We start from the raw sequence: 20297 nt of genomic DNA on the forward strand, positions 1-20297 counted from the left end.
GCGCGGCTGTGCGCGGGCTAGATGCCGCTAGAGATATCCGCTCGTCCATGGTGTGGGCGAGCGGATTTGTGCGTGGCGGGGACGTGAAAAACACCGACGCCCCGGCGACAGCGGGGGAGCTGTCAGTGGGGCGTCGTGCTAGGAGGGAAGAACCTTACTTCGCGAAGGCTTCCTCAAGCAGCTGGTCATGCTCAATGGCGTGGACCTTGGCGTTACCGGTTGCAGTCGAGGACTGAGCGCGGCGGGACACGCGCACCATCTCCGGCATATCCGGGATGAGGCGACGCAGGTGCTCGTTGTAGAACGGCCACGGACCCTGGTTGGCCGGCTCAGCCTGGACGAAGCGAATCTGCTCCGCGTTCGGATATGCAGCGAAGGCCTCGCGCAGACGGTTGAACGGGATCGGGTGGAGCATTTCCACGCGCACGAGAGCGACGTCCTCGCGGCCATCCTTGTCGCGCTTCTTAGCAAGGTCGTAGTAGAGCTTGCCGGAGACGAGCATGATGGTCTTGACCTTGGAGGTATCCGCAATCTTCTCACCCTGCAGGTCGAAGTACTTCGGGTCGTTGATGACCGAGCGGAACTTCTTGACTTCGGTGAATTCCTCGACGGAGGAAGCCGCGTCCTTGAGGCGCAGCATGGCCTTCGGGGAGAAGATAACGAGCGGGCGCTTCATGTCACCGAGTGCCTGGCGGCGCAGGAGGTGGAAGTGGTTAGCCGGGGTAGACGGCTGAGCCACGGTCATGGAACCCTCAGCACACAGCTGCAGGTAGCGCTCGATACGGGCGGAGGAGTGGTCAGGGCCCTGGCCCTCGTAGCCGTGCGGCAGGAGGAGGATGAGCGAGCTGAGCAGACCCCACTTGGCCTCGCCGGAGGAGACGTACTCGTCGATGATGGTCTGTGCGCCGTTGGCGAAGTCACCGAACTGTGCCTCCCATGCGACGACGGCGTCGGGGTTGCCCAGGCCGTAGCCGTACTCGAAGCCCATGCCGGCGTATTCGGTCAGCGCAGAGTTGAAGACGTTGAAGGAGCCGCCGTTGCCGCGCTCGTTAGCGAGAGCGTCAAGCGGGTTGAACTCGTCACCAGAGGTCGGGTCGAAGACGACCGCGTGGCGCTGGGTGAAGGTACCGCGGCGGGAATCCTCACCAGCGAGGCGGATGGTCTTACCGGCGTTAGCGAGGGAGCCGAAGGCGATGAGCTCGCCGAAGCCCCAGTCGATACCGCCTTCGATGGCGGCCTTTGCACGCTGCTCGGCCACCTTGGCCACGCGCTTGTGGTACTGGAAGCCCTCCGGGGTATCGAGGAAGGCCTGGCCCAGCGCGGCGAGCTCGTCGCGGGTGATGGACGTGTCGAGACCGCGGGTGAGCTCCTGGGATCCGGTGATGCCGGTCTGCTGCTTCGGCTTCGCCTTCTCCGCGGCCTTGACCTCGGTGAAGACGGACTCCATCTGGTCGTGGAAGTCGCGTGCTGCTGCCTCTGCCTCTTCGTCGGAGAGGTCGCCGCGGCCAATGAGCTCCTGGGTGTAGCGCTCACGCACGGAGGTGTGGTCGTCGATGATGTCGTAGAGCAGCGGCTGCGTCATAGACGGATCGTCCGCCTCATTGTGGCCGCGCAGGCGGTAGCAGATGAGGTCGATGAAGACGTCCTTGCCCCATGCGTGGCGGTACTCAGCGGCCAGCTGGCCCACCCAGTAGACAGCCTCCGGGTCGTCGCCGTTGACGTGGAAGACTGGGCAGTCGAAGCCCTTGGCGAGGTCGGTGGAGTAGTGGGTGGAACGCGCCAGGTCCGGGGTGGTGGTGAAGCCCACCTGGTTGTTGACGACGATGTGGACGGTGCCGCCCACGGTGTAGGGCTGCAGGCGGGAGAGGTTGATGGTCTCCTGGACAATGCCCAGACCGTTGAAGGATGAATCGCCGTGGAGCATGATCGGCACGACGGGGTGCTCGCCCGGCTTGCCCAGAAGGTCTTCCTTCGCGCGGGCCATGCCCTCCATGACTGGGTCAACGGCCTCGAGGTGGGACGGGTTGGCGGCAAGGGTGATCTTGATGTCGCCGTCGCCGAACATCTGGTAGTGCTCGCCCTCGGCGCCGAGGTGGTACTTGACGTCGCCGGAGCCGCCGAGCTGGCCTTCCTTGTACTTGCCGTCGAACTCATCGAAGATGTCGGCCAGCGGCTTGCCCACGATGTTGAACAGGACGTTGAGGCGACCACGGTGCGGCATGCCGATGACGACCTCGTCGAGGTCCTGGCCTGCAGCGGTGTCGATGATGGAGTCCATGAGCGGGATGAGCGACTCGGCGCCCTCCAGCGAGAAGCGCTTCTGGCCCACGTACTTGGTCTGCAGGAAGTTCTCGAAGGCTTCTGCCGCGTTGACCTTCTGCAGGATGTACTTCTGCTCAGCGTTGGTGGGCTTCGGGACGCCAGCCTCGAGGCGGTCGCGCAGCCACTCGCGTTCGTCGCGGTCCATGATGTGGGCGTACTCGGAGCCAACCTTGAGGGTGTAGGCAGCGCGGAGGCGGGAGAGCACCTCGCGCAGCGTCATCTGCTCCTTGCCGCCGAAGCCGCCGACGTTGAAGGTGCGATCCAAATCCCAGATGCTCAGGCCATGGGTGCGCATGTCCAGGTCGCGGTGATCCGGCCAAGGCAGGCCCGGCTGGCGCCAATTCAGCGGGTTGACGTCTGCAATGAGGTGACCGCGGGAGCGGTAGGCCTCGATGAGCTGCATGACGCGGGTGTTCTTGTCCACGCCGGTGTTCGGCACGTCCTGTGCCCAGCGGAACGGAGCGTAGGGCACGCCCATGGACTTGAAGATTTCATCCCAGAAGGCGTCATCATTGATGAGCTGGCCGATGGTGCGCAGGAACTCGCCGGACTCCGCACCCTGGATGACACGGTGGTCGTAGGTGGAGGTCAGGGTGACGAGGCGGCCTACGCCCAGTTCAGCGAGGCGGTCTGCAGAGGCACCAGCGAACTCGGCCGGGTAATCCATAGAACCGACACCGATAATCGCGCCAGAACCCTTGGTGAGGCGGGCGATGGAGTGGCGGGTACCAATGCCGCCCGGGTTGGTGAGGTTGATGGTCACGCCCGAGAAGTCATCCATGGTCAGCTTGTTCTTGCGGGAACGCGCGACGATGTCCTCGTAGGCGTCGAGGAACTCGGCGAAGGACTTGTGCTCGCAGTCCTTGATGGCGGCAACGACGAGGGCGCGGGATCCGTCCTTCTGTGGAAGGTCGATGGCTAGACCCAAGTTGACGTGCTCGGGCTGAATAACGAAAGGCTTGCCGTCCTTGTTTTCGTAACGCACGTTCATGGCCGGGTGGATCTGTACGGCCTTGACCATGGCGTAGCCGAGGATATGGGTAAAGGAGATCTTGCCGCCGCGGGTGCGCTTGAGGTGATCGTTGATGAGCGCGCGGTTTTCCCACATGAGCTTGACCGGCATATCACGCACGGTGGTGGCCGTGGGGATGGTCAGAGACTCGTCCATGTTCTTGGCGATGGCCTTGAACATGCCCTTGAGCTGGGTCTCGCCCGGCTCCGGTGCCTCGCCAATGCGCTCGAGCGGGGACTGCGACTTCTTCGCAGCGGACTTCTTGGAAGCCGGCTTATCCGGTGCCGGTGCAGCCTTCTTCGTGGAAGCCTGAGCGTCGGCAGCGGCGGCAGACGTGCTGGTCTCGCGCGCGGACTGCTTGACTTCGATGGAAGAACCCTCGGACTGCTTCACGGCAGCCGGAGACTGCGTTGCGCTTTGCGGGGCGCCGTTGGCCTTGAAGTACTCGCGCCACTCCTTGTCGACGGAGTTCGGGTCCTTGGAATACTGCTGGAACTGTTCGTCAATCAGCCATGCGTTGGGGCCGAAGATGCTCGAGTTGCTCACGGCAGATGCTCGCCTCATTTCCTTGCTTACATGCTTATTTAAGTTGCGTTTATCGCGGTCGTTTATTCGACGCTGGGACCGACGGCCGGAATCTAGAAGGGCCTGCAGAAGGCCCACCGGTGCCGATAGTCTGCCCACCATGATAAACCCCACACTGTGAAACATTCACAGAGTGGGGGGTCGTTTGGTGACTTTTAGAGTGGGTGCATAATTTCCGCCCACTAACCTGCGCTTATTCGTTACGGTGTGGGGAACGCTCGCCCAAGCGGGGGTGCCGCGTCCACCACCCAGCGCAGGACGAAGTCGGAAAGTAGTACACAGGTCGTGCTCTGGGGCCACGGGGCGGACACGGAGGTGCAGGGTCCTTATAGAGCACGCAGCTGCGTGTGTACGTTGTCCATGACTCTGCGCGCTAGCTTGCGATTGGCGATGCCGCCGGCGACGGCGCCCAGGCCCAACGGCAGCAGCTTGGACAGCCATGCCCACTTGAAGCGGCCGACGACCTTCTTGGTGAATGTCTTGGCCAGGCGGCCGGACAGGCCCTGCAGCGTCGGTGCGGAAAAGCGCGTGAGCGCGGCGGCCGAGGCAAGGGAACCGGGACGGGTGGCAGTGGCCGCACCGGGGGCATCGGCAGCCTCGGTGAAGAAGGTGTCAACGATGGCGGTGCCGCGGGAGCCGGAAAGCACCATGAGCACAAGTGCGCGGCGCAGTTCCTTGTCCTCAATGGCTATGCCGCGGAGCTTAGCCGAGGCCAGGATGTACCACGTGGCGGCCTCGAGGAAGACCACGGACTCCGCGGCAATCGCCGCAGTACCCGTCGCGAAACCGATACCCGGAATGGCCGCGGCGCCGCCGGCACCGGCGCCGGTGCCCGTGACGATCTTGAGGAAGTGGTCATCGATAACGCCTTGGCGGGTGTCCATGGAGACGTTCTGGTTCTTCTCGATTACGCCGTCCACGTATTTCGAGATGGTGCTGGCCTGAATACCGACCGCCCGGTCGAGCGTGCTCAAGATGATGGCGGAGAACTTGTCACCGTCAGAATTTTCCGTGGCCCATTGCGTGCGAAAGGAATCGTTGAGGGAACGCTCTTCCTCCGTGAGGACGGTGCCCTCGCCGTCGTCGCGCGGCTGCACCTCAGCCTTGGTCGAGGACTTCTTTCCAAAGAGCTTGTCTGAAATCATGGTCGCTTCCTTAAATCATGTTTGTCATTGGTACGCAGGATCGAGTGTACGGAATTACGCTGGAGGCATGAGCTCGCTCAACCGTCCACCGCGCGCACACCGCCCGGAAAACACGCCCCCGCGGCTCCCTCGTGGCGCCGCGGGTCAGGCGCGAGCGGACCATGGGTATGAGCCCACCGTGTCCGAGGCGCGGCGGGCCGCTCGGGAGGCTCATGCGCGCGCACGTCGTGCCCAGTTAAGGGCCGATAATGCGCTGGCGGATGCCTTGACGGTGCACACTCAGCAGGGCTGGGTGCGCGGTCTGTATGAGGACGTTTCGGGAGCGGCCGTGCGCTCCTGGCGCGGCATTCCGTTTGGCGCGGATACGAGCGGCTCGGGACGCTTTCAGCGATCACGCCCCGCACAGGGGTGGGAAGGCATTCGTGACTGTCGCGAATTTGGGCCGGTTGCCCCGCAGCCCACGTATTCGTGGACGGACAAGATTGTGGGCTCTGAGGACTGCCTCCATTTGGACGTCGTGCGCCCCGACACGGACGAGACCCTGCCCGTGGTCGTCTATCTCCACGGCGGTTCGTTTATCGTCGGCTCCTCCCACATGCTCATGCTGCGTGGCTTTCAGCTCGCGCAGACCATGAACGTCGTCTACGTCTCCGTGAACTTCCGGCTCGGTGCGTTGGGATACCTCGACATGCGCAGTCTCAGCGCAGCCGAGGGTGCTTGCGCCAACCCGGCCGTGAGCGACCAGCTCCTCGCGCTGAAGTGGGTGCGCGATAACATTGCGAGCTTCGGTGGCGACCCGGACTCCGTCACGCTCATGGGGGAGTCCGCCGGCGGTGCGGCCGTGCTTACGCTCATGGGCACCCCGGCTGCGCGCGGGCTGTTTCACCGCGCCATTGCGCAATCGCCGCCCATTTCCATGATCCATTCGCGCACGCAGTCGACCCTGTGGGCCCGCGAGCTGGTAAACAAGCTGTCCCTGCCGCGCCTGGCCACGCTAGGGGACGTCCAGAACCAGCACTTCGCGGACATCGTGCGCGCGGGGCAATCCATGATGTGGCGCGCGGGTGAGCTTCTCCATCTCAACTCCTGCTACGCGCCCACCGTCGACGGGGATCTGGTGCCGCGGCACCCCATCGATACGTTTGAGGCGGGCGAGCAGGCCCCCGTGCCGCTGCTCATCGGCACGAATTCGGATGAGGCGAGTTTTGGTAAGTTCCTCTTTCAGCGCGAATTTGCCCGCCAGCGCGCGGCGTTGCACCTGCTCTCCAGCTTCGACGAGGAGGGCGCGCCTGCCGTCGTCGCCGCCTATAACGGCGCGTCCACGCGCGCGGACTTTGCGCATTTGCTTGCCGATGCCCTCTTTTGGGCGCCGTCTGTGCGCGTCGCCGAGGCACACAGCCTGGTCGCACCGACATGGATGTACCGTTTCGACTTCGCGCCGGTGGCGCTGCGCTGGTTAGGGCTTGGTGCTATGCATTCGCTTGAGCTCTCCAATGTCTTCGGCGACGCGCAGGCCTCGCGCATGTCGACGCTCACGCGTATCGGCTCGACAGAGAGCTTCGATGAACTCACGGTCCTCATGCAGCGCCAGTGGGCCGCCTTCATCCACGGCGGCGAACCGGGTCCAGAGTGGCCACCGTACCGGGTCGCGCACCCGGCCGATACGGCCCATCGCCTCGTGCCCGCGGGCGAGGAGGCACGCGTTCAGCTGGCCTTGCGCGAGACTCTTGTCTTCGACGACGTGGTGCGTGTCGAGGCGGATCCGTACTCGCAACGCCGCGTGGCCTGGGATAATTACAACATGTGCGAGTGGGGAGTCGGCCGCCCAGAGTTGGCGGCACAACTGGGATTCATCACGGGCACGCTGGAATAAAGGTAAGCTGTGGCGGTGGACGGAAGCCACCGCCTCGTGCACGCCATCACGAATCGAAAGGGTCACCATGAGCTTCTTTGAAGATATTGCGACTGCACTGGACGCTGAGGGCATCGAGTCCCGCGTTCACGATGACATCATGTTCGTTCCTATCACCTCTGACCTGGAGATTCAGTTCCAGGAGATCGATCCGCTGCTGCCGGCGGCCAACGTGTACATCGCGGCGGCGGATGTCGACGAAGACGATGAGGAATTTGAGGCCGTCTTGGTCTCCGTCGCCTTCTCCGTGGACGACGCGCTCGACGCTGTGGCGCGCCACATCGCGACCGACCAGGTTGTCACGGTGCTGCGCGATCTGCTCGAGGGCACCGATGAGCGCATTGCGGAACTTGAATTCGCACAAGACGAGTTCAACCCGAATCTCGTTGTCGCCGAGGTCGCCAATGACTCGGAGCTGCGCGTGCTCGTTGAGTCCGTGGACGGCGAGCCCTGCGCCGTCGTGCGCTTCGTGGCTTTCGATTTTGATGAAGAAGAGTTTGAGGAGCTCGAAGACGAGTCCATCCACGAGCTGTGGGAGCTGGGCGACGACTTCGATGATGACCGCCTCGAGCTGCTGAGCAATGGCCTGGGCGAAGGCCCCGTCATCGAGATTCCCGCCGAGACCCTCGAGCTGGGCACGTACACCGACTTTGATCGTCTCTTCGACGTACTGGGACTCGTCTCCGAGCAGGCCCTCGATTGGGAAGCACAGCTCGTGTCCTTCGACGATGACGACTATGACGAGCCTGAGGTCTACGACATCTTCGGCGCCGATGATCTCGACGCGGACGAGCTGGACGGTGACGACGACTTCGACGAGGACGAGGACGACGTGGAGACTGACGACGACGCCGAGGGCACCGACATCACGCGTGACTAGTCTGCGGCGTTGGGTTGGATAGCCACTGCTGAAGAAATGTGCCGACCGCCGCGTTAAAGTATCTGCCGTCGCGTTAAACTAAAACTAATAGCCCGAATGTATGTGCCGCGCCGGTTCCACTCGGCGCGGCGGCACGCCATGGCCTAGATAAGAGACGAGGACGACAGGACAGTGGAGTCCCAGACCCAAGCGCGGTGGCGCACCGTCCTCGCTGTTGTGGGCGTCGCGCTCCTAGCCAGCCAGTGGTTTGTCGCATTGTTTCAATGGCCAGGGGACATCCCGCTCCACCGCATCTATGACATTCCGGCAGAGGAGACGATGTACATCCTCGTCGCCGTCGCGACCGTACTGTTTCTCATTGCTGGATACGGCAGTGCGCCTGACCGTGTGTTCATCATCGTGCCCATGGGCGTGTTCGTCAACATTGTGGTGGGCATGTCCGTCGATCGCCTGGGATTGCCTTTTTATGGCGACACGCTGGGCACCATCGGCGCAACTGTCATTGGCGGACCGATCCTCGGGCTCGCGACCGCCGGGCTTACCGCCGTGCTTTGGGGATTCTCGGCACCCATGATGATTCCGCACGTGGTCTCCGCAGCCTTCGTTGCCCTGGCCGTGAGCTATTGCGCGCGCGTCTCCGTGTTCTCCTCACTCGGCAGCGTCATGGCGCGCGGTGCGTTCATCGGTCTGATCAACGGCATCCTGTCGTCGCTTACCGTCCTCGTTGCGCTACGCGGCGACTCGACGCCGAACGCGGAATCCTTCGCGAACTTCTTTGTGCTGCTGCGCATGGGCGAGGTGGAAGCCACTATCTTGCAGAACCTCATCTGCGACAGCATTGATAAAACGTTCTGCGTGCTCATCGTGCTCGTCCTGGTGCGTTATATGCCGCCGCGCCCCATGGCTTTCTTTACCTTTAGCGGCAACGAGCCGCGGCTGTCGCGCATTCTTCTCACTGAGAGCGAGCAAGAAGTCAAGGACGCCGGCCGTGCGTTGAATGAGCTCGCACGCGAAACTACCGGCACCGCAGGAACGCCCCGCAACGAGGGCTCTCGCGCGCTAGGCGCAGACGCACAAGGCCGCCACAGGGCTTAAGTCGCAGCGCGGCAGCGGTCCCCGGTAGTGGTTCGCGGCCATGGCCGGTGGCTGGTTAGGCCGCAGACGCAAAGCTTTCGAACATGGACAACGGTGACGGCACCGGGCGGAAGTCACGGTCCACGAGCCAGACAAAGGTGGCGGCCGAGGACGTCGTGATCTCGTGCACCGCGTCTCCGCCGTAGCAGTCATGCGGCGTGTCGACCGCTGCGAGCGCCGGGCGTGACGTGTCCTCTTCGGCGGGTGCCGGCGCCGGGCTGACCGCAGCGCGCACCCATGCTTCGGCGGCGACGAGTGCGGCGTCGCTACGCAGCGGTCCGGTGGGATCCGTGATCCGCGCGCTGATGAGATACGCGGGCTCGCGGGTGGCGCCATAACCGCGGACGCGAGCCTTGGCCACCGGGCCCACGCGATAGCGCGTGAGCGCGATGATAAGCGGTGGGGCAGCCCCCACGGCAGGCAGCGCCAGTGTGGGCGGACGCCAGCTGGCGACGGGCCGGGCAAGGGAGCGCGGGTGGCGCAGCACGGTGCGCAGCTTGGACACGGTCTCTGCGGCGGAGAGTTCGATGGCAAGGTGAGTATCAGCAACAGTGTTCATGCTTCGCAGAGTAGGGCTAGGCCCCAACACGCCGGGTCCGGACAATGCCGAACATCGAAATCGTGTTCGAAATGTGGCGACTATAGCGGCGCATCCAAGAGCGATAGACTGAATAGCACGAAGAAAGGGGAAGAAAAAATTTCGGAACACGACAGGGAACTGTCTGCGTCACGCCAGTCCGTCGCGGAATCTTCTGGCATGCCGCACCCGGAGCCGCAGCAGTCGGTAGAGCCGCAGATTGAGGCGAAGATACCGCGTGAGATTTGGATTATGGTCGCTGCGGCGTTCATGATTGCGATTGGCTACGGGCTCATTGCGCCGCTGCTGCCGCAGTTCGTGGTGAGCTTCGACGTGTCGATGGCGGCCGCGGGTTGTGTGGTCTCTGCATTTGCCGCGTCGCGGCTGTTCTTTGCGCCTGCGTCCGGACGCCTCGTGGATATGTTGGGCTCGCGCCGGATTTACCTCGTGGGCCTTACCACGGTGGGTGTTGCCACGGGCATGGTTGCTCTGTCGCAAAGCTATTGGCACATCCTCGCGTTGCGCGCCATCGCGGGCATTGGCTCGACGATGTTTACGGTTTCCGCCATGGGACTTATCGTGCGTTTGTCGCCGCCCACGATTCGCGGCAAGTGTTCGGCACTCTACGGCACGGCATTCCTCTTGGGTAACGTGGCCGGACCGCTGGTGGGCGCGTCCTTGTCGTTCCTCGGCTTCCGGTGGCCGTTTTTTATCTACGGCGTCGGCGTGGGCATTGCCGCGCTTATCGTGGCGGTGCTCATGCCTAAGGTCGACCCCCAGGAGGAACGTGCCCACGAGGCGCCACACATGGCGGTGCGTGACGCATGGTCTGACACGGCGTTTCGCGCCGCGCTGACGTCGAACTTTGCGCACTCGTGGATCAACATGGGCGTGCGCGTCTCCGTGCTTCCGTTGTTTGCGGCATCCGTCTTTCACAACGGTGCGGCGGCTTCTGGTTTCGCGCTGGCGGCGTTCGCGGCGGGTAATGCGACGGTTCTGCAATTCTCGGGCCGCCTGGCAGACAGGTGGGGCCGCAAGCCCCTCATCATAAGTGGCCTGGTGGGCTCCGGGGTCTTCATGGGCACGCTGGGGTTCGCGGACCACGTGGTCTCGCTCATCGTATTCTCCGTGTTGGCCGGCGCGGCCTCGGGCCTTATCAATCCGGCGCAGCAGGCAGCACTCGCGGACGTTATTGGCAACGAGCGCTCTGGCGGCCAGGTGCTCTCCGCATTCCAGATGGCGGGCGACTTTGGTCAAATCTTAGGCCCCATCGTCATTGGTGCACTCGCGGACGAATGGGGATTTATGGCAGCCTTTGGGCTATGTGCGGTCATTGCCGTCGTGGGGCTGAGCGGTTGGTTCTTTGCTCGCGAGCCGTTAGAAACGGTTATCCCGCGCCGTCTGCGCGTGCGGAACCAAAAAATGACCAACGGGTTACTTGGGAAATAAAAATTTCATTAGACTAGCGCCCGTGAGTTTTCAAGAACGTGTCGAGAGTCATCGTGCCGACCTGAATAAGTCGGACCTCGCGATCGTTGATGTGTTGCTATCCAACCCAGCAGAGGCCGCCTTGTGGCGCGGCGAAGACGTGGCCGCACGTGCCCGCGTTCATCCCTCTGCCGTGACGCGTACCTCGAAGAAACTCGGCTACAAGGGTTTCCTTGAGCTGCGCGCGGATCTGCGCGACATGCACTCTGATTTCCTTGCTGGTCACGTGGAGACGCTCAAGCCGCGGGCAGCGACTATGCGCGATGGTTCCACGCTGGGCAACATGGTGCAGTCTGAGATTGATAACTTCATTCTCATCCCGAAGAACGTGAAGCAGCGCGATATCGACGCTGCGGCGGATCTCATCATGGAAGGCGAGCGCATTTATATCTATGGCCGCAGCGACTCCGCGCTGTTGTCTGAGATGTACTATCGCCGTCTCGGCCGCTTTGGCCTTGCGGTACATGACCTCACCGACCTGACGGCGCATGAGAATGCGGAGGCTGTGCTCACCATGACGGGTAAGGACGTCCTCATCGTCTTCGAGTTCCGCAAAGCTTCCAGGCAGCTGCGCCACCTCCTCGCGCACGCGGAGAAAGTTGGCGCACACATCCTGCTCGTGACGGATAATCTGCAGATTCTCTCGCCCATCCCGGATATCGTGCTGGCGTCCCCGCGTGGCGCCCGCGATGGCTGGCTGTCCATGTCTGTGCCGCTCATGATTGCCAACTCGGTCATCGTGACGATTGGTGAACGATACGCGGAGCGCGTCAAGGAATACCAGGACCGGCTCGATCGACTCAAGCGCGTCTTCGAGACCTAAGCGCAGCACGCACCATGCGCGCACAATATAAAAGCAACGCTGCCGCAGTCCCCAGACGAGGAGTGCGGCGGCGTTGCTGAGCGGTGAGCGGGAGCGTAACTAGCTAGCGAACGGGTAGTCCGTGTAACCATGTGCGCCACCCACGTAGAAGGTGGCGGGGTCCGGCTCGTTGAGCTCAAGGCCCTCCTCCCAGCGGCGGGAGAGATCCGGGTTAGCCAGAATCATGCGGCCTACGACGACGGCGTCGACGTAGGGGCGCTCGATGAGCGCGGCGGCATCGGAAAGCTGGGTGACGGTGGGGAAGCCCGTGTTGAAGAGGACGCGGGTCGTGCCGTTGGCACGGGCTTTCTCCGCAAGGTTCTGGATAAGCGCGTTCTCCTCGAATCCCCAGAGCAAGGATACGTAGGCGATGTTCAGATCCTTGATGCCGTCGAGGTAGGCACCGTAGGTGGCGGCGACCTCTGCGTCGTTGTCCTCGGGATCGATGGGCCCCTGGGCATTCATCTTGGGGGACAGGCGGATGGCGACGCGGTCGGCGCCGATTTCCTCGACAAGGGCCTGGGTGAGCTCGATGAGCAGGCGGGCGCGGTTTTCGGGCGAGCCGCCGTACTCGTCCGTGCGCTGGTTGGAGACGGCGCCCATGAATTCATGGAGCAGGTATCCGTTAGCGCCGTGGATTTCGACGCCATCAATGCCGGCGTCGACCGCGCGGCGGGCGGCGGCACGGAACTGTTCGATGATGCGCGGGATCTCCGAGGTCTCCAAGGCGCGGGGCACCGGGCAGTCTTTGCGGGTCTCGAAGTCGCGTACGGCGGTGCCCGAGGCAATGGCGGACGGTGCCTCCGGTTGCGGGCCGTTCGATAGCGTTGTGTGGGACAGGCGGCCGGCATGCATCATCTGCATGAAGATTGTGCCGCCCTTGGCGTGGACGGCGTCCGCAACCCTGGCCCAACCGGCCTGCTGCTCTGCAGTCTCGATACCGGCCTGACCGGGGAAGGCGCGGGTGGACACCGCGGGGAAGGTGCCCTCGGTGACGACGAGTCCGTTGCTGACACGCTGCGAGTAATACTCCGCGTGGAGCTCGGTGGGGATGCCGGACTCGCCCGCGCGGGAGCGGGTGAGGGCCGCCATGGTCACGCGGTTGGCCAGCTCGTAACGGCCGAGGGACAGGGGCTTAAACAGATCGCTCGTGGTCATGGTGGCTACAACGGCGCGCATCTGTGCTTTATTCCGGGTGCGTTGGTTACGGTTGAATTGGCTACCGCCCGGCGGGCCGCGACGGACTCTCGAAACCATGGAAATGACAAAGAAGGCCATCGTCGCCACCGGCGCCACGCATACTTCGGTGGTCGCCACCGCCTTGGCGGGTATGACGTTGGGCCAGCCGCCACGCCTAAGCCCGAACAGATCTTTATATGCAAAGGTATGACGTGTCTTTGGCGTGGTGAGCCGCGGTCGTCACCGTTCTTCATTGAAGGATGCCGGGTGTGCGGGTACGCAGGGGGCCATGGCTGATTTCGCATTAAATAACCCGAACACTGGTAAGCAAGAAGAGACTTTTCAGCGCATCGCGGACTCCGATCGCGATGGCATCTTAGACCGCTCCACGGCGGCCTTTAAGGAGTGGAGCGCGACAAGCATCGATGAGCGCGCCGCCGTGCTGGCGCGTACCGCGGACCTCTACGAGGAGCGCGCGGAGGAACTCGCCGAGCACATCGGATGTGAGATGGGCAAGCTCACGCGTTGGGGCAAGGCGGAGATTTCTATCGTCGCCGACATTTACCGGTACTACGCCGAGCACGCGCACGAGCTGCTCGCGGACGAGGAACTCCCGGCGCAGGGTGCCATTCACAGCTACGTGCGCAAGGACCCGCTTGGCCCGCTGCTAGGCATCATGCCGTGGAATTTCCCGTACTACCAGGTCGCCCGTTTCGCTGCTCCCAACCTGTTGCTGGGCAACACCATCGTGCTGAAGCATGCGTCGATTTGCCCGCTGTCCTCCCAGGACTGTGAGGATCTGCTCGTCGAGGCGGGCCTGCCCAAGGACGCGTATATCAATATCTACGCCTCGGGCTCCCAGATGGATGACTTCGTGGCGGATAAGCGCATCAAGGGCGTCTCGCTCACCGGCTCCGAGGGCGCTGGCGCTGCCGTGGCGAAGACCGCAGGCGAAAACTACAAGAAGTCCGTGCTCGAGCTGGGCGGCAACGATCCGTTCATCGTTCTCGACGACGCGAAGCTTGAGTGGGTTCTGGACCAGTACCTGCCCATCCGCATGTATAACACCGGCCAGGCGTGCAACGCGCCCAAGCGCCTTATCGTCATGGAAGACTTCTACGACCGCACCGTCGAGTACCTCGAGGAGAAGATCGGTGCGATGAAGGTCGGCTCCTTCGACGACGAGAACGCGGACATCGGACCGCTGTCCTCCATCGACGCGCGCGACGAGATTGTTGAGCGACTCGAGAAGGCTGCGCAGAACGGTGAGGCCACCATTCGTGTGGGTGGCAAGGCCCTTGATCGCGAGGGCGCCTACATGGAGCCCACGCTGCTCACCGACGTCGACCCGAAGGCAGACGTGGGCTGCAACGAGATCTTCGGTCCCGTCGCCATCGTCTACAAGGTCAAGGACGCAGACGAGGCCGTGAAGGTGGCTAACGAGGCCTCCGAGTACGGCCTGTCCGGCTCCGTGTGGGGCGCCGACGTGGAGGCTGCTGCGAAGGTCGCCTCCCAGCTCAAAGACGGCATGACCTTCGTCAACGAGGCCTCCGTGACCGCCGCTGGCCTGCCCTTCGGCGGCGTGGGCCGTTCCGGCTACGGCCGTGAGCTCGCACGCTGGGGCGTGGGCGAGTTCGTCAATGAGCACCTGTTCCGCGTCTCCGGACAAGACGACGCTGGACTGTCGCCCGTCCTCTAATCTGGCGTAGCTTTCGTTAGCGTGAACATGCGCTAACACCTCGCATAAGGACGGCGTCCACGATGGAATCGTGGGTGCCGTTTCGTGTTGCGGGCATACTGCGGGAAGGGGAGAGGCGCGACCGGAACTAGCAACCGGGACGAGCCATTGTGACCATTCGGGTGGGGAGCGCACCGCGGTGTTTCCGCCCACCAACACGTAACTATTTGTGTATTCAATGGTGTTTATTGCCTGCGTCAAGTAGTGTGGGTGGAGCAATGAGCATTACCGATAACGCCACCGGCGGCGTCAACGAACCGGAAGAAAATTTCAATCAGTCGGAATCTCAGGAAAACACGCAAGGTGTCGTGGCAGGCAATGCCACGGATAACGTCGTGGCAGATAGCGCCACGGACTCGAATGACAACGACACCAGGGCTGCGGCAACTTCTGAGGACACCGGCGCCGAATCTGAGGATTCGGCCAATGACGACTCCCAGGGGTTTGCGCACCTCGGTCTACCTGAAGAAGTTCAGGAGGCCGTTGCCAAGGTGGGCTACACCACCCCTTCACCCATTCAGGCAGAGACCATTCCGATCTTGATGGAGGGCCGCGACGTCGTGGGCCTTGCACAGACCGGTACGGGTAAAACCGCAGCGTTCGCGCTGCCGGTCCTGTCCCAGATCGATCCGGATGCCCGCCACCCGCAGGCCCTCGTTCTCGCGCCGACGCGTGAGCTCGCCCTGCAGGTCGCAGACTCCTTCCAGTCCTTCGCGGACCACCTAGGCCGCATTGAAATCCTGCCCATCTATGGTGGTCAGGCCTACGGCATCCAGCTCTCGGGCTTGCGCCGTGGCGCACAGGTCATCGTCGGCACCCCGGGTCGCGTCATCGACCACTTGGAGAAGGGCTCGCTGGACATCTCGCAGCTGCGCTTTCTCGTGCTCGATGAGGCGGACGAGATGCTCAACATGGGCTTCCAGGAAGACGTCGAGCGCATCCTCGAAGATACTCCGGAAGACAAGCAGGTCGCACTCTTCTCCGCGACCATGCCCAATGGCATTCGCCGCCTGTCCAAGCAGTACCTCAATGAACCTGCTGAGGTTACCGTCAAGTCTGAGCGCCGCACGAACGACAACATCACGCAGCGCTACCTGCTTACGGCACACCGCCAGAAGATGGATGCGTTCACGCGCATCCTGGAGGTCATCGAATACGACGGCATGATTGTCTTCTGCCGCACGAAGCACGAGACCGAAGAAGTTGCAGACACCCTGCGCGACGCCGGCTACAACGCGGCCGCCATTAACGGCGACATCGCGCAGCAGCAGCGTGAGCGCACCGTCGACCAGCTCAAGGATGGCCGCTTGGACATCCTCGTCGCGACAGACGTCGCGGCCCGTGGCTTGGACGTGGACCGCATCACGCACGTCATCAACTACGATATTCCGAATGACACGGAGTCCTATGTCCACCGCATCGGCCGTACCGGTCGTGCCGGCCGCACAGGCGAGGCCATCCTCTTCGTCACCCCGCGTGAGCGTCGCATGCTCCGTTCCATTGAGCGCGTGACCAATGCTCGCCTCGAGGAAATGGATCTGCCCAGCGTCGACGAGGTCAACGCGAAGCGCAAGGAGAAGTTCGCGGCGTCTATCGGCGAGTCTCTCGAGGACAAGCAGATGGAGCTCTTCCGCGGCCTCGTGCGCAAGTACTCGGAGACCAACAATGTGGCCATGGACGACATTGCCGCCGCACTCGCCGTGCAGCTGCAGGGAGGCCAGGAGTTCCTACTCAAGGAGCAACCGAAGTCCAAGCGTGACCGCCGCGACCGTGACCGCTTTGAGCGCGACGACCGTCGTGACCGCGACCGCGGTGGCTTCCGTGGCCGCGGCGACCGTGGTGATCGCGGCCCGCGTCGTCCTGACGGTGACTTTGTTACCTACCGCCTTGATGTCGGCAAGCGCCAGAATGTCCGCCCCGGTGCCATCGTCGGCGCCCTGGCCAACGAAGGTGGCTTGACCTCCAAGGACTTCGGTCGCATTACCATCGCCGTGGGGCATACCCTGGTTGACCTGCCGAAGGACATGGATCCGGCCGTGCTCGACCGTCTCAAGGACACGCGCATTTCCGGCCAGCTCATCAACATTACGAAGGACACTGGTCGTCCGCCGCGTCGCGACAACGATCGTGGTGGCCGTGACGATCGCCGCGGAGGCTACCGTGGCGGCCGCGACCGTGATGACCGCCGTGGTGGCCGTGACGATCGCCGTGGTGGTTACCGTGGTGGCCGCGACCGTGATGACCGCCGTGGTGGTTTCCGCGGTAGCCGCGACCGTGATGACCGTCGCGGTGGCTGGCGCGACTAGCCAGCTAGACGCCTAGACCGCAGAAAAGACCCGGCCAGCGGACTCGAGAGGAGTTCGCTGGCCGGGTCTTTCGCATGTGGTTGGCGCCGGGGACAACACGGTACCGAGCGCGCGAGGACGCGCAAGGCGAGGCGCGTTAAATGAACATGAGGATCGCGATGATGATCCACAGCAGGTTGAAGATGCCGGAGAACATCGCAATCTGGGAGCGGGACTTCTCCAGATCGACCGGCTTATCGGCCGGGGCAGCAGCCTGCACAGTGTCGGTGTCGCCGCCCAGAGCCGCGACGACAGCCTTTTGCTTGGGGATGACGACGAAAATGAGCAGAGCCCAGGCGATGATGGCGAGAGCGATGGAGGCGTGGAACTGACCCTGCTTGCCGTAGGTCGCCAGATCCGTGAGGAACACGGCGACGCCGAGGACCGGGACCATGGCGGAGAAGAGACCGTAGGTCTTCGTGATGCGGTGCAGGACGTTGAGCGCGCCGGTGTTGCCGCCCTTGGCGGTGGCGATCTGGGCCGGGAACATGGAGGTAGAGACCATGACCGGGCCGACGAGCAGGATGGCAGCGATGACGTGGATTGCGATGGCGAGAGTAGTCATGGGGTGACCTGTCTGAAGACCTTTCGTTGTGTGCTTCGTGCACGCAGGCAAGCCGCCTGCGGCCATTAGGGAACTAGCCTATAGGCGAACAGGGTCTTTCGCGAACCGGGGGCACGGGGAATTACAACCGGCAGGCGCGACGCACTGCTCTATGGTCCGCGGCCGGCAACGGTAGGGAATAGGCGTAGGCGACGGCGGCCAGCCGCTGAGCGTACCAGCAATGCCGCGTGCGCGCGGGCGGCATCCAGCGCGAGGGGAGTTGGTCAGACTTGTCTTGGTTGGCCGCGCGCGTGGTGATAACCAGGTTGAGCGGGTCGTTGGCAAACTCCACGCGCCGCGCGTCGTCCCACGCCCAGGCGCCCATGTCCCACGCGGCGGCAAGCGGAAAGACGTGGTCAGCCTCGAGCCTTTCCGTGGAGAAGACGCGCGTGTCGGCATAGAGATCTTCAATGACAGCAGCCGGTTCGCAGCTCGTGGCGCGCGGACGCGACTGCACGGCAAGCGCTGCCTCCCGGGACGTGCAGTGCTCGAGACCCGTCACGCGTGCCCTGCCCCAGCCGTCGCCAAAGGCCTCGCGCTCGTAGCCCACGACGCGGTGGCGCTCGCCCGGGGCGACGGGGACGGCGGTGAGGAGGGTGCGAGGTTCTGGAAGGGTGGCATCGGTAGGCCCTGGCGGAAACAGCCAGGCGGGAGGACTGAGCCAGCGGGGCACGAGAAAGGCGAGGGTGGCGAGAGTGAGGAGAAAAACGTACACGCGCCGGGCAGTCACGGAGTCGCGAAGAAAAGCATTCACGACTTAGTTGGACTGGCCGGCGCGGCGAAAGGTTCCGCGTAGACGGTGCTCGTTAATCGGCGGCGCCTTCGAACTGGAAGTTCTTATCGCGGTTGGCCTTCGCGATGAGCTCCTGTGCGGCGTCGAACTCCGCGGTAGTCTCCGGGCGAGGTGCGGCGGTGGCAAGCGACACGACCCAGGTGACGATCGCGGCGGCGGCGAAGCCGGGGACAATCTCGTAGATAAGGTCGCCCAGGGAGGTCATGCCCCACACGATGGTGACGACGGCACCGGTAATCATGCCTGCGATGGCGCCAGGGGCGTTGAGACGCTTCCAGAACAGGGAGAACAGAACCAGTGGGCCGAAGGCGGCGCCGAAGCCGGCCCAGGCGAAGGAGACGAGGCCCAAGATGGAGTCGTTCGGATTAATCGCGAGCACGGCGGCGAGGACGGCGACGGCGACGACGGCGGTGCGCGAGAGGTTCATCATGACCGCGTCCGAGGGCTTGTCTTTCTTGACGATGGTGAAGAGATCCTCGATGAGCGAGGAGGAGACGACGAGCAGCTGCGAGGACATCGTCGACATAATGGCGGCAAGGACCGCGGTGAGCACGAGGCCGGCGACGAGCGGGTGGAACATGATCTGCGCCATGTCCAAGAAGATGGTCTCGTAATTCTCCTGGTCCGTAATCGAGTGGTCGGTGTTGGTGAAGAAGACCGTACCGGCCAGCGCCACGAAGACGGCGCCGAGGATGGACAGAGCCATCCAGCCAATGCCCACGCGGCGGCCCGTGGCGGCATCGGCAGGCGAGCGCAGCGCCATGAAGCGCACGATGATGTGCGGCTGGCCGAAGTAGCCCAGGCCCCAAGCGAGGTTGCCGATGATGACAGCGGCGGAGACGCCGGAGAACAGCGAGAAATACTGTGGGTTCTCAATAGCGCCGCCCGTGGCGTAGGGGTTCTCCGCAGCGAAGGAGAAGATATCGGCCGGGTTATCCAGCGCGATGATCGCCATGACGGGGACGATAATGAGCGCGGCGAACATGAGCATGCCCTGAACTGCGTCCGTGTAGGACACCGCGAGGAAGCCGCCGATGAAGGTGTAGGCCACCGTCACCGCAGCAACGATGAGCATGCCGGTCAAGTAGTCGCCCTGGAACGTCGACTCGAAATAGCGGCCGCCGGAGACCATGCCGGAGGAGACGTAGAAGGTAAAGAAGAAGATGATGACGAGTGCAGCGACGATACGCAGCACGCGCGAGTGATCGTGCACGCGGTTTTCAAAGAAGGAGGGCACCGTAATCGAGTTGTTGGCGACCTCCGAGTAGGCACGCAGGCGCGGGGCCACGAGCTTCCAGTTGAACCAGGCGCCGACGGTAAGACCGATGGCCATCCACAGCTCGGAGAAACCGGTGAGGAAGAGCGCGCCGGGCAGGCCCATGAGCAGCCAACCGGACATATCCGAGGCGCCGGCCGAAAGCGCCGCGACGAAGGGGTTGAGACCACGCCCACCCAGGACGTAGTCGTCATACTGGCTCGTCTGCTTGTACGACCAATAACCGATCGCAAGCATGACAAAGAGATAAATGATGATGGCGAGTACGTACCAGGTTGAGGTAGTCACTCACGCCTCCTTTGGTTGTAGAGAGTCGTGTACTGCGGGAGTTGTGCTCTGTAAGGGGGCCCGCGGTGAGCGTAAGCCACACACAGAGTTGCGCAGGACACAGCGTGACCTACGGATGAGTCTGTCCCGCACTATGGTACGGAACACACTGGTGGAT

General features: G+C 63.2%; 14 protein-coding genes. 7 read left to right on the forward strand and 7 right to left on the reverse strand.

Annotated features, from left to right (window positions below; translation table 11 throughout):
• Positions 1-154: 154 nt before the first annotated feature.
• Together BN9444_RS06935 and BN9444_RS06940 are read right to left on the reverse strand one after the other, a co-directional pair.
• The gene (locus BN9444_RS06935) at positions 155-3880 is read right to left on the reverse strand and encodes a multifunctional oxoglutarate decarboxylase/oxoglutarate dehydrogenase thiamine pyrophosphate-binding subunit/dihydrolipoyllysine-residue succinyltransferase subunit (protein ID WP_196131132.1); all 3726 of its coding nucleotides are present in this window, start codon (positions 3878-3880) and stop codon (positions 155-157) included.
• Between the two features lie 365 nt (positions 3881-4245).
• Entirely contained in the window at positions 4246-5064 is an 819-nt protein-coding gene (locus BN9444_RS06940) for a hypothetical protein (RefSeq protein ID WP_141681518.1), read from the reverse strand.
• A gap of 67 nt (positions 5065-5131) precedes the next feature.
• Here BN9444_RS06940 and BN9444_RS06945 point away from each other — a divergent pair, with 67 nt between their 5' ends.
• The 3 genes from BN9444_RS06945 to BN9444_RS06955 all read left to right on the forward strand — a co-directional run bounded on the left by BN9444_RS06945 (position 5132) and on the right by BN9444_RS06955 (position 8951).
• A complete protein-coding gene (locus BN9444_RS06945; RefSeq protein WP_084759271.1) occupies positions 5132-6937 on the forward strand; it encodes a carboxylesterase/lipase family protein in 1806 nt (601 codons plus the stop codon).
• A gap of 67 nt (positions 6938-7004) precedes the next feature.
• Positions 7005-7856, forward strand: coding sequence for a DNA primase (locus tag BN9444_RS06950; protein ID WP_066490697.1), 852 nt, complete (start codon positions 7005-7007; stop codon positions 7854-7856).
• Positions 7857-8027: 171 nt separating this feature from the next.
• Positions 8028-8951 carry a hypothetical protein gene (locus BN9444_RS06955; protein WP_068801648.1) on the forward strand — a complete coding sequence of 308 codons (924 nt, stop codon included), beginning with the start codon at positions 8028-8030 and terminating at the stop codon, positions 8949-8951.
• Positions 8952-9006: 55 nt separating this feature from the next.
• Here the strand turns inward: BN9444_RS06955 and BN9444_RS06960 are convergent, their stop codons facing one another.
• Positions 9007-9549, reverse strand: a complete 543-nt coding sequence (locus tag BN9444_RS06960; RefSeq protein WP_066509328.1) for a hypothetical protein — start codon at positions 9547-9549, stop codon at positions 9007-9009.
• A 198-nt stretch (positions 9550-9747) separates the two neighbouring features.
• On the opposite strand from BN9444_RS06960, the gene BN9444_RS06965 reads away from it, so the two are divergent.
• Positions 9748-11016: an MFS transporter gene (locus tag BN9444_RS06965; protein ID WP_066509330.1), complete on the forward strand. Its 1269-nt coding sequence runs from the start codon at positions 9748-9750 to the stop codon at positions 11014-11016.
• Positions 11017-11038: 22 nt separating this feature from the next.
• Positions 11039-11878: a MurR/RpiR family transcriptional regulator gene (locus tag BN9444_RS06970; RefSeq protein WP_068801649.1), complete on the forward strand. Its 840-nt coding sequence runs from the start codon at positions 11039-11041 to the stop codon at positions 11876-11878.
• Between the two features lie 99 nt (positions 11879-11977).
• On the opposite strand, the gene BN9444_RS06975 is transcribed toward BN9444_RS06970, so the two are convergent.
• Positions 11978-13096, reverse strand: coding sequence for an alkene reductase (locus BN9444_RS06975; protein ID WP_369814835.1), 1119 nt, complete (start codon positions 13094-13096; stop codon positions 11978-11980).
• 289 nt (positions 13097-13385) lie between these two features.
• On the opposite strand from BN9444_RS06975, the gene BN9444_RS06980 reads away from it, so the two are divergent.
• The gene (locus tag BN9444_RS06980; protein ID WP_068801650.1) at positions 13386-14795 is read left to right on the forward strand and encodes an NAD-dependent succinate-semialdehyde dehydrogenase; all 1410 of its coding nucleotides are present in this window, start codon (positions 13386-13388) and stop codon (positions 14793-14795) included.
• A gap of 257 nt (positions 14796-15052) precedes the next feature.
• Positions 15053-17140, forward strand: a complete 2088-nt coding sequence (locus BN9444_RS06985) for a DEAD/DEAH box helicase (RefSeq protein WP_066490718.1) — start codon at positions 15053-15055, stop codon at positions 17138-17140.
• A gap of 136 nt (positions 17141-17276) precedes the next feature.
• Here BN9444_RS06985 and BN9444_RS06990 read toward each other — a convergent pair whose 3' ends face one another.
• The 3 genes from BN9444_RS06990 to putP all read right to left on the reverse strand — a co-directional run bounded on the left by BN9444_RS06990 (position 17277) and on the right by putP (position 20140).
• Positions 17277-17744 carry a DUF2269 domain-containing protein gene (locus BN9444_RS06990; RefSeq protein ID WP_068801651.1) on the reverse strand — a complete coding sequence of 156 codons (468 nt, stop codon included), beginning with the start codon at positions 17742-17744 and terminating at the stop codon, positions 17277-17279.
• Between the two features lie 121 nt (positions 17745-17865).
• Positions 17866-18537 carry an HNH endonuclease family protein gene (locus BN9444_RS06995; RefSeq protein ID WP_231732301.1) on the reverse strand — a complete coding sequence of 224 codons (672 nt, stop codon included), beginning with the start codon at positions 18535-18537 and terminating at the stop codon, positions 17866-17868.
• A gap of 52 nt (positions 18538-18589) precedes the next feature.
• Positions 18590-20140 (reverse strand): sodium/proline symporter PutP, encoded by a 1551-nt coding sequence (gene putP / locus BN9444_RS07000; protein WP_077210057.1) that lies wholly within the window; start codon positions 20138-20140, stop codon positions 18590-18592.
• Between the last annotated feature and the right edge of the window lie 157 nt (positions 20141-20297).

Origin of the sequence: Corynebacterium phoceense (assembly GCF_900092335.1) — a bacterium.
GTDB classification, from domain to species: domain Bacteria; phylum Actinomycetota; class Actinomycetes; order Mycobacteriales; family Mycobacteriaceae; genus Corynebacterium; species Corynebacterium phoceense.